General features: G+C 45.4%; 11 protein-coding genes and 14 tRNA genes. 1 reads left to right on the plus strand and 24 read right to left on the minus strand.

Annotation, left to right across the window (positions count from 1 at the left end; translation table 11 throughout):
• Positions 1 to 386: 386 nt before the first annotated feature.
• The 10 genes from zwf to PQG66_RS19565 all read right to left on the minus strand — a co-directional run bounded on the left by zwf (position 387) and on the right by PQG66_RS19565 (position 8,258).
• Positions 387 to 1,937: a glucose-6-phosphate dehydrogenase gene (gene zwf, locus PQG66_RS19520; protein ID WP_272039485.1), complete on the minus strand. Its 1,551-nt coding sequence runs from the start codon at positions 1,935 to 1,937 to the stop codon at positions 387 to 389.
• A gap of 181 nt (positions 1,938 to 2,118) precedes the next feature.
• Positions 2,119 to 2,949, minus strand: coding sequence for a YwmB family TATA-box binding protein (locus tag PQG66_RS19525; RefSeq protein WP_272039487.1), 831 nt, complete (start codon positions 2,947 to 2,949; stop codon positions 2,119 to 2,121).
• Positions 2,950 to 3,208: 259 nt separating this feature from the next.
• Positions 3,209 to 3,877 carry a response regulator transcription factor gene (locus PQG66_RS19530; RefSeq protein WP_272039521.1) on the minus strand — a complete coding sequence of 223 codons (669 nt, stop codon included), beginning with the start codon at positions 3,875 to 3,877 and terminating at the stop codon, positions 3,209 to 3,211.
• Positions 3,819 to 4,934 (minus strand): sensor histidine kinase, encoded by a 1,116-nt coding sequence (locus PQG66_RS19535; RefSeq protein ID WP_272039488.1) that lies wholly within the window; start codon positions 4,932 to 4,934, stop codon positions 3,819 to 3,821. Before PQG66_RS19535 ends, PQG66_RS19530 begins: the two co-directional genes overlap by 59 nt.
• 36 nt (positions 4,935 to 4,970) lie before the next feature.
• Complete coding sequence (gene liaF, locus PQG66_RS19540; protein ID WP_272039489.1) at positions 4,971 to 5,618, minus strand: cell wall-active antibiotics response protein LiaF; 648 nt, start codon at positions 5,616 to 5,618, stop codon at positions 4,971 to 4,973.
• A 149-nt stretch (positions 5,619 to 5,767) separates the two neighbouring features.
• The gene (locus tag PQG66_RS19545) at positions 5,768 to 6,475 is read right to left on the minus strand and encodes a PspA/IM30 family protein (RefSeq protein ID WP_272039490.1); all 708 of its coding nucleotides are present in this window, start codon (positions 6,473 to 6,475) and stop codon (positions 5,768 to 5,770) included.
• A gap of 1 nt (position 6,476) precedes the next feature.
• Positions 6,477 to 6,980, minus strand: coding sequence for a PspC domain-containing protein (locus tag PQG66_RS19550; protein WP_272039491.1), 504 nt, complete (start codon positions 6,978 to 6,980; stop codon positions 6,477 to 6,479).
• 18 nt (positions 6,981 to 6,998) lie between these two features.
• Positions 6,999 to 7,235: a PspC domain-containing protein gene (locus PQG66_RS19555; RefSeq protein ID WP_272039492.1), complete on the minus strand. Its 237-nt coding sequence runs from the start codon at positions 7,233 to 7,235 to the stop codon at positions 6,999 to 7,001.
• Between the two features lie 4 nt (positions 7,236 to 7,239).
• Positions 7,240 to 7,911: a PspA/IM30 family protein gene (locus PQG66_RS19560; RefSeq protein WP_272039493.1), complete on the minus strand. Its 672-nt coding sequence runs from the start codon at positions 7,909 to 7,911 to the stop codon at positions 7,240 to 7,242.
• Between the two features lie 38 nt (positions 7,912 to 7,949).
• Positions 7,950 to 8,258 carry a LiaF transmembrane domain-containing protein gene (locus PQG66_RS19565; protein WP_272039494.1) on the minus strand — a complete coding sequence of 103 codons (309 nt, stop codon included), beginning with the start codon at positions 8,256 to 8,258 and terminating at the stop codon, positions 7,950 to 7,952.
• A gap of 498 nt (positions 8,259 to 8,756) precedes the next feature.
• On the opposite strand from PQG66_RS19565, the gene PQG66_RS19570 reads away from it, so the two are divergent.
• Positions 8,757 to 11,159, plus strand: coding sequence for a helix-turn-helix domain-containing protein (locus PQG66_RS19570; RefSeq protein WP_272039495.1), 2,403 nt, complete (start codon positions 8,757 to 8,759; stop codon positions 11,157 to 11,159).
• A 312-nt stretch (positions 11,160 to 11,471) separates the two neighbouring features.
• Here the strand turns inward: PQG66_RS19570 and PQG66_RS19575 are convergent.
• The 14 genes from PQG66_RS19575 to PQG66_RS19640 form a co-directional block, all read right to left on the minus strand.
• A tRNA-Leu gene (locus PQG66_RS19575) sits at positions 11,472 to 11,550 on the minus strand.
• A gap of 20 nt (positions 11,551 to 11,570) precedes the next feature.
• A tRNA-Cys gene (locus PQG66_RS19580) sits at positions 11,571 to 11,644 on the minus strand.
• 6 nt (positions 11,645 to 11,650) lie between these two features.
• Positions 11,651 to 11,725 (minus strand) — tRNA-Gly (locus PQG66_RS19585).
• Positions 11,726 to 11,729: 4 nt separating this feature from the next.
• Positions 11,730 to 11,804 (minus strand) — tRNA-Gln (locus PQG66_RS19590).
• A 14-nt stretch (positions 11,805 to 11,818) separates the two neighbouring features.
• Positions 11,819 to 11,891, minus strand: a tRNA-His gene (locus PQG66_RS19595).
• Positions 11,892 to 11,917: 26 nt separating this feature from the next.
• Positions 11,918 to 11,991, minus strand: a tRNA-Trp gene (locus PQG66_RS19600).
• Between the two features lie 6 nt (positions 11,992 to 11,997).
• Positions 11,998 to 12,083 (minus strand) — tRNA-Tyr (locus tag PQG66_RS19605).
• A 9-nt stretch (positions 12,084 to 12,092) separates the two neighbouring features.
• Positions 12,093 to 12,168, minus strand: a tRNA-Thr gene (locus PQG66_RS19610).
• 21 nt (positions 12,169 to 12,189) lie between these two features.
• Positions 12,190 to 12,262: transfer RNA gene (locus tag PQG66_RS19615), tRNA-Phe, on the minus strand.
• Positions 12,263 to 12,358: 96 nt separating this feature from the next.
• Positions 12,359 to 12,436 (minus strand) — tRNA-Asp (locus PQG66_RS19620).
• A 28-nt stretch (positions 12,437 to 12,464) separates the two neighbouring features.
• A tRNA-Met gene (locus tag PQG66_RS19625) sits at positions 12,465 to 12,538 on the minus strand.
• 15 nt (positions 12,539 to 12,553) lie between these two features.
• Positions 12,554 to 12,629 (minus strand) — tRNA-Val (locus PQG66_RS19630).
• A gap of 75 nt (positions 12,630 to 12,704) precedes the next feature.
• Positions 12,705 to 12,776 (minus strand) — tRNA-Glu (locus PQG66_RS19635).
• A gap of 17 nt (positions 12,777 to 12,793) precedes the next feature.
• Positions 12,794 to 12,885: transfer RNA gene (locus PQG66_RS19640), tRNA-Ser, on the minus strand.
• Between the last annotated feature and the right edge of the window lie 29 nt (positions 12,886 to 12,914).

Consider the following 12,914-nt stretch of genomic DNA (forward strand, 5'->3'; position numbering starts at 1 on the left):
GAACTCATCTGTCGCAAACCCCTTCAACTGGTTTACCTTTTATCCCATGAATGCTCCCCTGTTTCGTAAAGTTATATTTAGTTTATGCGAAGCCAGTGGGTCATTTGCGTAACTCTTTAACTCATGTATTGAGTATAAGTTATTCACTTACTTTTTGTCAACAACTAAAATAAACTTATTGTTTTAAATGCTGGTTTGTTCTCATTCCTTACAAGCTGGGTCTCTTTTCAGTCCTCACATCCTTCTCTAAGTTCGAACTATAAAAGCCCGGAACATCGCATCTTTCTTGCGATAATCCCAGGCTCTCAAGGCTATCTTCTACGCTCGATCTATGCTTTTAAAAGATTATCTAACGATCAAGATGCCTGTTGACTTCCCTCATCATCTTAACCATTCACATGCCAAACCACGCTGTCTTCATCTTGCCCATTCACCGGCCACCAGTGGAAGCCATCCTGCTCCAGCAGCTTGGCTGTCGCCTCCGGGCCCCACGTTCCTGCCGGATACGTGTGCAGCTCGCCCTGATTACGCCCCCAAGCGGCCGCAATCCGGTCTACAAAAGACCAAGCTGTCGCCACTTCATCCCAGCGGGTGAAGTACGTGGAGTCGCCTTCTGCTGCATCATGCAGCAGACGCTCATAAGCTTCGGGCGAGTTAATTCCGATCATACAGCTCTGGCAGAAGTCCATTGCCAGGGGCTGAATCTCGGAATCCGAGCCCGGCTTCTTGGCATTGATTTTGATATAAATGCCTTCCATCGGATTCACCCGAATCACCAGCAGATTCGGTTCCAGCTTATATTTTTTACCGAGGTATACGTTATTCGGCATCGATTTGAACTCAACCACAATCTCCGTCGTTTTCACTGGCAGACGTTTGCCTGTCCGAATATAGAACGGTACGCCAGCCCAGCGGAAATTGTCTACGAATACACGCGCGGCAAAATACGTTTCGGTATTCGACTCCGGATCAACCTTGTCCTCCTGACGATATCCCGGAAGCTGTTTGCCTCGGTACTCCCCTTCCGTATACTGGGCACGTACCACGTTATTACGCACCTCTTCATCAGACGTGAATTCTCGCAAAGAACGAAGTACCTTCACTTTCTCATCCCGGATATCTTCCGGGAACAGACGACTTGGTGGCTCCATCGCAATCATCGTCAGCATCTGCAACATGTGGTTTTGCCCCATATCGCGGAGTGCACCGGAATGATCATAATATCCTCCGCGTTCTTCCACACCCACCGTTTCACCCAGTGTGATCTGAACGTTAGCAATATGTTTATTGTTCCAGAGCGGTTCGAAGAAGGCATTACCGAAGCGAATGACCTCGATATTTTGCACCATTTCCTTGCCCAGATAGTGGTCAATCCGGTAGATCTCCTCTTCCTTAAATACTTCACGAATCTGTTCATTGAGCTTCTCAGCCGATGGCAGATCATATCCGAAAGGCTTCTCAATCACCAGACGATTCCACCCTTTACTCTCCAGCATGCCGCCATCTCTCAAACTGTACGATACATTGCCAAACAGCTCAGGTGCGAGTGCCAGATAGAATAGCCGATTTCCAGGTGTATTAAACTTGGCCTCGAGCTGTTCGGTCTGCTCCCGCAATTCCCGGAACCCATCCACATTGTTGATATCCAGTGATTTGTATTCAAAATGCTCGGCAAAAGCGTTCCACTCCTCCGTATTTCCAGCCGGATAACGGCAGAATTCCCGAATGGATTCCAGAAGATCGTCCCGGAACTCTTCCTGTGACCTCGGACGACGTGCTACGCCAATAACCGCAAAGTCATCAGCGAGCTTGCCCTCGCGGTATAAACTGTAGATGGCCGGAAACAGTTTCCGGCGGGCCAGATCGCCCGTTGCTCCAAAAATGAAAAATACTGCACCTGGTGTCTGCGCTTCATTTTGCATCTGTTTATTATCCATAGGCCCCTCTTTCTTCCGGGAAGACTTCTTTCATACGCTTCCCGAGCTATGTAATAGTGTTCATATCATCAGTTTCTGAAAACCAACGGACCAATTACCAGCATGTTCCAACCTGGATGTGATGCCATTTTAGCATATCAACCGCATCAAATGCAGCTAAAATAATCATTACCTCGTTTGCTTAATATTCAATCGTGATTACAGGAAAACCTACAGTAATTCGAGCTTCATCCTGCTCACTGACTTGATGCACGGCAAGCTGCATATTTAACATGTGTGAACCACTTTGAATTTGCAGAGGCAATTCAGCCGCCTCATACGAAACACTTGTTGTCGCTTCATCCTCATACCGTTCCACTGCCGTCATAGTCAGATCATGAGATAGCTTGGCCTCCATCGCTGCTAACTGCTTACCGGCCTTGATCTCCACTCCATCTTGAAACGCATTCGACGCTTCTGTATCGAGGGATTCTACATTCCCTTCTTGCATCATTCCTTGCACCGACATATTCCAGTTTGCTTTTACACCCGACTCAGTCAGAGCTTTATCCACCTGCCCATGTAAAGCAAGCAACGCTTGACGATCCAGACTCGCCCCACCTGATAGCTGCACAATAACATAGTAACCCTTGTTATCCGTATCTGCTACATTGAGGAGCAATCCTACTGGAGATTCTGAACCAGATTCTGAACCACCAACTGTTGCTTCGCTGCGATATACAGTATGCCCCGTTTGCAGATCATATACGGGTACGCCAAGACCCAGTTCTACAGCTAGCTTCACAGCTTGTGTATAAGCGTCTCCTTTACCTTCAGCTTGCCATTTGATCACCCATTGATCAGCACGGTCTATTACTGAATCTGCTGTATGTAGCAACTGCTCCAGATCTGCAATTTCTGTACCGGAACCTGTCTTACCCGCTCCAACGTTCTCCGCATATACCTGTGTAACCCCGATGAAGATAATAATGACCATCGCCATGAGTCCTGTATTCATCCAACGCTTTAACAAGTGAATTCCCCCGTTCGCTCCTGCATTCTATCAATCTATCAACAGCATACCCCCTTCCCGCTTGACCTATACGCAATTAGGAGACTTTAGATATGGATGCACAACAAAAACAAAAAACAAATCAAAAAAAGCCCATCCACCAACAAAGGGCAGACCGAGCTTCATGTTAAACTTAGATTTCATTTTTCTTACACCATATTGCTCCGAGTGTCACACGTTGCATTTTAAAACTTCCATACTGTCCTGCTTTTTAATCTTATTACTCTGCCAGTCCATTCTTATACGCGTAAATGGCAGCCTGTGTCCGATCATCCACGTCGAGTTTTGCCAGCAGGTTCGTCACATGGAACTTGACTGTCTTAATGCCGATAATGAGCTCATCTGCAATATCCTGATTGGACTTGCCCTGAGCTAATAAACGCAGAACATCCATCTCCCGATCAGTCAACTCCTCATGTAGAGGCGCTGCCGCTTGCGGCTGTCTGAACCGATTCATCATTTTGGACGCCACTTGCGACTCCAAAACGGATTGTCCTCTGGCAGCTGCACGAATGGCGTCAGCAACCTCATTAGCTCTGGACGTTTTTAGCAAATAACTGAAGGCTCCTGCTTCAATGACGGGATACATTTTCTCATCATCCAGATAACTAGTCAGTACAATGACTTTGCATTCCGGATTGATTTTGAGGACCTGACGTGTGGCCTCAATGCCATCCATGCCTTCCATCACAAGATCCATCAGTACAACATCCGGCTTATATTCCTGTGCAAGCCGAATACCTTCCTCTCCACTTCCCGCTTCACCAATCACTTCGATGCCGTCTTCGGTATCCAGCACAGCAGCAAGACCGATACGTACCATCTCATGATCATCCACGAGCAATACTCTGATCGACGCTTCCGTCTCTGTCTCGACTTCCGGTTCCATTGACATGTTCTACCTCACTTTCATCGTTCATCAAAGGGATCGTAATCTCAATCCGGGTCCCTTTACCAGGTGCCGTCACAAATTGGATGGCCCCCCCAATCTCTGTAACCCGTTCTCGCATATTTGCCAAACCATATGAGGCTTGCTTTTGCTCATCCAGATCAAATCCCTGTCCGTCATCCCGAATCAATACACGAACTGCGTCCATTCGGCGCTGTAGTCGAATCTCCATTTTCTCCGCCTTTGCATGACGTAATGTATTCGACATCGCTTCCTGGATAATCCGGAATAGATGGTTCTCAATGCCTTTTACCAGTTCAATATCTTCATCCATCTCCAATACGATCTCCATCGGAACCTTGGTTTTCAGTTCCATCACCAGATCACGCAGACCCTGCTCCAGTTGTTTGCCTTCCAGATAGACTGGGCGCAGATGCAATAGCAACGCCCTCATCTCGGATTGAGCTACCGAAGCCATCTCCTCAATTAATGCAACCTGCCGCTGTGCCCGTTCAAAATCCTTCTCCATCTTCCGGCCTACCGCTGTAGCTGTCATGGAGATCGCAAATAGCTGCTGTGATACGGCATCATGCAATTCCCGTGCGAGCCGTTGTCTTTCCTCTACAATGGCTGTAATTCTGGCCTGCTCAGCCAGCTGTGCATTGTTGGTGGACAATCTCTGAAGGGAGGACACCTGATCTTCCCACTTTTTTCCGATCCGGCCAAGCTGTTCGCTAAGTCGGCCAACATCATCCTGACCGAGGTCGGGCACCGTACGAGAGAGAGATCCTTTTTCCCATTGAAGCAAAGTTTCCGTTAACAATTCAAGTCGTCTTTTGACCCTGTAGCTCTGATAAAATCCGAAGATTGCACCAATTCCAATCAGTAACAATAGCAAAGCGAGCCCAGATTGAATCAGATGCCGCCAACCTGCGAATGGAGCCAGATAACCATATGTATACAATACATATAAAATAACTGCAAATACAATGAAAACAAGGAGGATCCCTTCTCGCATACTACGGGTAACCATATCAGTATGTTTTCTGTTCTTCATACGGGATTCCTCCTTTTCTTCATCCATTTCTTATTACTACGGATTATAAATATTTAAGTCGCCAACAATATACGAAATAACAAATTTTACTTTATGTTCACTGGATTCATATCCAGGTGTTCTCCATACCAATCTGTTCATCATGCCGCTATCCTGCTCACCTAAAAGATTAATTCGGCCAAATAGCACCGACGCTTCGATCTCTACCCCATAATGCTCAGGCAGGGTCAGGCGTACATTACCCATAACCCCTTGCAACAGTACAATGGTCTGTTTCTCTTCTGGAATGGAGAGAGACAGATCTGCATTGACCTCACCAATCGCATGCCACAAACTCATACTGCGCAGTCTCCAGGATGATTGATCCCAGTAATAGCGAGCCATAAAATTTTGTTTTTTCATGACATCATCATGCAAATGAATCTTTTGATTTTTAGAATAAAAATAGGCTAATGATGCTAGTACAATTAGAAATACAATCATCAAGTTATCCAGTAGCAACAACGCAGCACCAACACCAAGATAACGATAACCTTTTTTGGTTTCTCCTTTTCGAACCTGAAGCATGCCCACCGTTAACAAAATGAGTGCGGCAGCAGTCAGCAAGTTCATACTCCTGTTAAAGAGCATCAAACAGCCAATTACAATGATAATGACCGCAAACCATTGGTTTCTTTTACTCATCTCTGCCGCACCCCCTTTGTGAGTTATTCTTCCACATTCGACGGAAAAGCCATAGCAGGCACAGAAGTCCTGTATGGCTTAACTTGTGTTCTACGAACCGTACATGATACACGATCTATAGAATATCATATTGTTCACCGAGCGAACAGTTATTCTTTAGAAGTTCCGTTCGCTTCGTTCTTGGAACCATTGCCCATTTTGTTTTTAAGAGCCTGCAACTGTTGATCCACTTTGAATTGTTTCTCGAGATCAACCGGGTTGGTGTAAGTTGCTCCCGTATTGCGGTATGGTGCACGGGCTACATCTGCTTCAGCTTCAAGCTGCATAATCTTCTCTTCCATGCGGTGGAATCCAAGGGATGCACTTCCGCTCTCGATGGAATGTAGACTGTTGATCGAAGACATTTGTTTTTTGGCTTTTGCCATCTGTGCACGGGATACAAGCTCATTGCGTTTGTTGCGCATTTTGTAGAATTCATCTTTCATGTCATGCAATTGTTGCAACAGATCTTTCGCTTGTGCTTCGGATTGTGCATGCAGCTCGCGATATTCTTCGATTTTTTGATCGAAATAGATTTTCTCTTCCAGCAATTTGCGGGCTACTTCTTCCTGACCATTAGTCAGAGCAGCTTCAGCTTGGGACTCACGTTGTACGGAAGTGCGTTCTGCTTCATCCAGACGTTGCTTCATACGGCGCTCATTCGCCATCTGTTTAGCTACAGTCACCTCAGCCTCGTGAATCTCAGCCTCCATATCACGCAAATACTGATTCAACATTACAACCGGATCTTCTACTTTATCCAACATATCATTTACAGATGCCTTTGTCATATCTTTAATCCGTTTAAATACTCCCATTTTACTTTTCTCCCTTCTCATAACGAGATAGTTTTTGGCGAAGCTCTTCTACTTCTTTTTTCAAAGCCTTTTTCTCAATATCTTTCATCATGGAGTCCAGTTCACTTTCATGTTGGCTTCCTGTTCCATAAGCGTGATTGTCGTAGGGACGCGGACCAGGTTGCGGTCTGCTACTGTTATAGCCAGGGCCAGGACCAAAACCAGAGCCCCGTTGATTATGATTGTTGTTAAAAGGATCTCTTGGTGCCTGATGGTCATAACCACCATACCCTCTCCCAGGACCAGCACCCGGGCCATAACCATATGGATCATATGGTGGATATGGCTCTTTTGGTACCACCAATGCCGCGATGAAGTAAATTAATAACGTCGTGCCCCCGGTTACAAAGATACTGATGACGAATATGACACGTAGTAGCGTAGAATCCATTCCAATCGCTTCGGATATGCCACCGATCAGACCAGTCATCATCCGGTCACGCGTTGAGCGGTATAGTTTGCTCATGTGCTTGCTCCTTTCGTTTTACTTGTAACCTCTGCCATAATCTGAACCATAAACGTACGGATCGGCGTGATAAGGTTCCTTGGGTACAACCAATGCAGCGATGAAGTAGATGAATAGAGATGTACCACCCGTTGCGAAGATACTGATGAAGAAAATGATTCGTAGCAGCGTAGTACTAAATCCAAGATTTTCAGATATGCCGCCAATCAATCCTGTCAGCATACGGTTACGCGTTGAGCGGTATAATTTATTCATGTGACTACTCCTTTTTATCGTTATTAAGCTTTTGCTTTAAACGCTCCAGCTCTTTGTCCAGTGCGGAAGATGACATGCTGCCGGATAATCCGGTACCATCCTGGCCCATCCGCCGGATTTCCCGAAGACTCTGTGCCTCATATTCGAGATTAGAGACTTGGTCATCGAGCTTGTTAAACATACCAGGTACGTTCTGACCACTATAGTTTCCACGCTGATTCATTCGTTGTTGCAACTGGATTGTCTGCATTCTAGCATAGTAATATTGGCGTTTGCTGTATACATTCTGATACTCTGCCTTCAACTGATTGATCTGATCATCCAGTTCCTGCAGTGCAGCAGCACTTTGGGTATACAACTCATTGTATTGATCCATCTTTTCCTCATGCAGAATCTTCTCCTGCAAAGCCAGCTTGGCGAGATGTTCCTCTCCAGCCTTCAAGGCCATGGATGCTTGTTCTTCCCGTTTGTTCACCATTGCAGCCGCCTGATCAGCCTGCTGTTTCATTTGTCTTGTATGGCTTGCATATTGGTGTCGCAGCTTCTCTGCTTCTCCAATGTCTTGGCGTGTCGAGACCAGAAATTGATCAATCAGTTTAACCGGGTCCTGACTTTGCTCCAGATGTTCGTTTAGAGTAGCTACGGTGATATCCCGCATTCGACGAAATACACTCATTAGATTCTGTCCCTCCTTTTACTTGATCATGACCTTACTTAATAGCGACGACGTGGATTGCGATTGTTACTCAGCATTGAGATACCCCAGATAATCAATCCGATTGCGATAATCGGTCCTATTAGCCAAGCAAGTTTGCCGAGTAGGGATACGATACCGATGATAAGAACGATCCATCCAAGCATCACATTTCCTCGTTTAACACCATAATATCCTAGTGCAATCATCAAGATCGGAATTAAGTATCCCATCAGATGTCCAAGCAACGGTGTTAACTTTCCGAAGAGAAGCAGTACACCGATTGCAATCAGTACGATTGCCCAGCCATTTCCCTTGTTCATTCTCATAATTGTTGTTCACCGCCCTTTCCGTTTTTTCTGTTTGTTGCTCACTTCGTTTTACTTGCTGATGACATTTACTTGTTCTTCACGATTACTTGTTTGTTTTCCTGTTTCATGTTTCGTGATTTGTTGTTCGTGTTTCTTGTTCAACCTTATGTCTTTATTCTAGGGGATTCAACGGTTTTTCAAAACAGACTGTGGACGGTTTTTGATCCTAGACTCAGGTCGGGGATCTGCTTGGACCTTGGACTGTCCGTGTGCAGGACCAACGTGTTTAAGTGCAAAACAGTCATCCGGATACTAGTCATTACCCCTAATTCGGTATTGCTACAAGGCATATTTGCTTGCAAATTAAATGGACGGCTATCTCCTTTATAAGTACGTTCCTTCCAGTTTACGTTATATATATTACTTTTTTATCCAAATAAACAAAAATTAGATTGTTCTAATTGGAAGCGTTTACTAAAATAAGAATAAATCTATTTTTCAGCAAGGAGTGAGCCCGTGCGAACTTTAAGTTATCTTCATAAAATGATTATCTTCGGGCTTCTGTTAAGTACAGTCCCTATCTTGTTGACAGGTATCGCTGCTTTTATCTATTCTTCCAATCAGACTGAACTGCATCGAACTCAAGCGAATCAACAACTCCTTGAACAGATACAGTCCAATTTAGAACACAAGCTGGCTACAGTCAGTTACATGCTGGATCAGGCTGTACGCTCTCCAAGCACATTTCATTCCGTTTCAGGTTCCAATTCACCTCGGCGGATCGGTCAACTACAGGTAGAAAACTTACAGATAGAGTTCCAGCATATGAAGTCATGGGAACCTCTGCTCAACATCATCCTGGTTAACCAGTCTCAAGATTGGATTATGGATCGCCAGGGATTCTATCCAAACAAGCGCTTTCCCTTATCACTGCCCATGAAAGATTTAATTGCAGATACACTAACTTCCGGATGGCAGCTTGCGCCCTCATCCATATTTAGTAATGAAGATAGTAAAGAGGAACAGAGCTCCCGCCAGAATTGCATGTATCATATCACACTCGCAAGAACTGTTCCGGACACCAGTGGCTCTTCCAATACAGCACTCGTCGCCGGAATTCCAGCATGTTACATGCAAAATCCAATGAGGGAATCATTACAGGGCGCCTCTAACTCCGGTTTAATTATTCTCAATCGGGAACAACGTGTCATTGCTCATCCAGATTCATCTTATATTGGACAGCCTTTATCTGCTTTAGGGATGTTAGATCAGAATAAAAGTGAACGTATTGAAACATTAACGCCAGCAACATATACAGAGGGTTTTGCTGAACGTGTAGTACGTTTTGCCAATGCAGACTATTCACTAACCTACAGTCCTCCTACATTAAAAGGCTGGACTTATATTCTTATCTCCCCTGAGGACACTTTAACTAGGGATTATATCAAAATCGGCATTCATACGCTGTATATTAGTATCGCGATGCTCTTGCTCTCGCTGTTGCTTGCCTGGCTCGGTTCACGGCGAATGCTCGCTCCTATAAGACGGATTCTTGCTCTCTTAGGGGATAATAACATTATAAAAACTCACACTTCACGTCCCCAGCAACCTCTGAATTCACAGGATGAGCTTGAACAGATTCAGATCGGCGTCAAACGCTTATCCGATGCACGTTCTGAATTGGAATCTACTCTAAACCGACATCAGATGCAGATTCGTACCTACTTTATGATGCAATTGCTTCAAGGCAAGACGAGCTCCAATACATTATATGATGCACTACGTGATCAGGGATATGCCTTACAACTCTCATCATGGCAACAACTTGCCGTTTTGGCCTTCCAGCCTGAACTAGCAAGTCACTCTAGATATAGTTCACAAGATCGCTCTTTGCTCTTGTTTGCCATTCAAAACATACTTGAAGAGACTCTAACTCCTGAGCAGCAGCTGTTACCAATTGTTCTAGAACAGAATGTGGTAACGGTATTTGGTAATAAAGAGCAAGATGTATCACTTTTCTTACAAAAGCTTTCGTCACTGACTGAACAACTACAACAACAGATCGGTGAAGTTTTAGATTTGAAGGTCAGTATCGGTCTAAGTCAGCCATATCATTTAATGAATCAGATTCCGCAGGCATATAACGAGGCTGTAGATGCACTGAAACAGCGGATGCGACTTGGGACAGGCATTATTATTCAATACGGACAACCTAACTTGGCTTCAACATCGTGGACAATCGGTTATCCAGAGACACTAGAGTATGCACTGCTCCAATCTATTCAGCAAGCAGATGCGGTTGTTGCTTCTACGCAGTTGAGCGAACTGTTAGAGACGTTATTTTCAACAGAGTGTACTCCAGCGGAGTATCAGGCTGCACTGATGAGGCTATTGACGCATATTCTTGAACTGGCCCAACAATCGGGCATCAGACTCTCTCAAATTTGCCAGGAACACCGTTCTCTTTTTAGTGAGTTGCATCATTTACAATACGCCGCTGAGGTAGAACTCTGGTTCGATCATGAGGTAATCCAGCCCATCATTCACATTTTCAAGGAAAGGCAGGTAGCCCAATATCAGCACATTTCAGAGAGAATGATTGCGATCATTCAGCAGGATTATGACAAGGATTTGACGCTGGACGAATGCGCAATTAGACTTCATTACAACGCCAATTATTTAAGCAGTGTATTCCGAAAAGAAACGGGTACCTCATTTAGTGAATATCTGACTCGATACCGTTTGAATATCGCCAAAAGATGGCTTGACGAGAGTGATTGGACTGTAAAAGAGATTGCTGAACGGCTTCGCTACACCAACCCACAAAACTTTATTCGTTCCTTTCGGAAATGGGAGGGGATGACTCCCGGAAGATACCGAGAGCGGAAGAAACATCCCGAGCGGGCTTTCAAAAGCTAACAAAAGCTAACAAAAGCTAACTATTAAATTGCAGAATGAGTATTGTATGTTCGTAGTTCAGTAGGGAGTTAATTTCAGCAGATGCGCTTTAGGTGTTATTGTCAACATCGTTTATTTGCTATCAGCACATAAACAGTGCCTAAAGTGCTCTGCTATCCCTCCAACTGATACTGATTAAGTTAACAAGTTGAGGATACATTCACATTAGCTGCATTATTTTCCGACCAAGCAGCTTTTGGACCAGTTCCTTTCTACCTAAATGAAAACACAAAAAAGGTTCATCAGAGTTAATCTGATGAACCTTTTAACAAATACCGGCGAGAGGACTCGAACCTCCACGGTTTCCCACTCGATTTTGAGTCGAGCGCGTCTGCCATTCCGCCACGCCGGCTTATGTAGTTAAAATCATACTGGAGGCGCCACCCAGATTCGAACTGGGGATAAAGCTTTTGCAGAGCTGTGCCTTACCACTTGGCTATGGCGCCTTAATATGGAGCGGAAGACGGGAATCGAACCCGCGACCCTCGCCTTGGCAAGGCGATGCTCTACCGCTGAGCCACTTCCGCATAATGGCTGGGGATATAGGATTTGAACCTATGCATGACGGAGTCAAAGTCCGTTGCCTTACCGCTTGGCTAATCCCCATTAGATAACAAAGGGGCGATCGAGGGGAATTGAACCCCCGAATGCCGGATCCACAAACCGGTGCGTTAACCACTTCGCCACGATCGCCATATAAAATAATTCTAAAGATTAATTGGCAGGGGCAGCAGGAATTGAACCCACACCAACGGTTTTGGAGACCGTTGTTCTACCTTTAAACTATGCCCCTAAAAACTGGTGGAGGATGATGGATTCGAACCACCGAACCCGTACGGGAGCAGATTTACAGTCTGATGCGTTTGGCCACTTCGCTAATCCTCCAGGATTACATGGTGCCGGCGAGAGGACTTGAACCCCCAACCTACTGATTACAAGTCAGTTGCTCTACCAGTTGAGCTACACCGGCATATTAAATTTTCTGTAAAGGTGGCTCGGGACGGAATCGAACCGCCGACACGAGGATTTTCAGTCCTCTGCTCTACCGACTGAGCTACCGAGCCAGAGTAAAGTTTAAGCTTGAGTCGCTACACTTTATCCAGGGCATCAGTGCCATACAGCAGATGTAGTGAACAGCTTCACTCATGTTAAGAATAAAATGGCGGAACCGACGGGATTCGAACCCGCGATCTCCTGCGTGACAGGCAGGCATGTTAGGCCAACTACACCACGGTTCCAAATCACTTTCAGCTAAGAAAGTTACAATTGCGGGGGCAGGATTTGAACCTGCGGCCTTCGGGTTATGAGCCCGACGAGCTACCGGGCTGCTCCACCCCGCGTCAGTAAAAAATATATGGTGGAGGCTGAGGGGATCGAACCCCCGACCCTCTGCTTGTAAGGCAGATGCTCTCCCAGCTGAGCTAAGCCTCCGAACAACACATTTATGATCTTAACATAAATATTAAGTGGAAATCAACTCTTTTTTTAGAGTTATAAGTAAAACTATGACCCGTAGGGGATTCGAACCCCTGTTACCTCCGTGAAAGGGAGGTGTCTTAACCCCTTGACCAACGGGCCTCACTAAAAAAGAATTATGGCGGAGAGAGAGGGATTCGAACCCTCGAGACGCTTGTGACGCCTACACGATTTCCAATCGTGCTCCTTCGGCCAGCTCGGACACCTCTCCATGGCTCCCCGAACAGGACTCGAACCTGT

The organism is Paenibacillus sp. JJ-100, from assembly GCF_948329825.1.
Lineage (GTDB): Bacteria > Bacillota > Bacilli > Paenibacillales > Paenibacillaceae > Paenibacillus.

Excerpts from the sequence above, each read along its gene's own strand:
- zwf (WP_272039485.1), bottom strand. The coding sequence starts at position 1,937 with ATGGATAATAAACAGATGCAAAATGAAGCGCAGACACCAGGTGCAGTA.
- PQG66_RS19530 (WP_272039521.1), bottom strand. The coding sequence starts at position 3,877 with ATGGAACCGGAAGTCGAGACAGAGACGGAAGCGTCGATCAGAGTATTG.
- PQG66_RS19535 (WP_272039488.1), bottom strand. The coding sequence starts at position 4,934 with ATGAAGAACAGAAAACATACTGATATGGTTACCCGTAGTATGCGAGAA.
- liaF (WP_272039489.1), bottom strand. The coding sequence starts at position 5,618 with ATGAGTAAAAGAAACCAATGGTTTGCGGTCATTATCATTGTAATTGGC.
- PQG66_RS19545 (WP_272039490.1), bottom strand. The coding sequence starts at position 6,475 with ATGGGAGTATTTAAACGGATTAAAGATATGACAAAGGCATCTGTAAAT.
- PQG66_RS19550 (WP_272039491.1), bottom strand. The coding sequence starts at position 6,980 with ATGAGCAAACTATACCGCTCAACGCGTGACCGGATGATGACTGGTCTG.
- PQG66_RS19555 (WP_272039492.1), bottom strand. The coding sequence starts at position 7,235 with ATGAATAAATTATACCGCTCAACGCGTAACCGTATGCTGACAGGATTG.
- PQG66_RS19560 (WP_272039493.1), bottom strand. The coding sequence starts at position 7,911 with ATGAGTGTATTTCGTCGAATGCGGGATATCACCGTAGCTACTCTAAAC.
- PQG66_RS19565 (WP_272039494.1), bottom strand. The coding sequence starts at position 8,258 with ATGAGAATGAACAAGGGAAATGGCTGGGCAATCGTACTGATTGCAATC.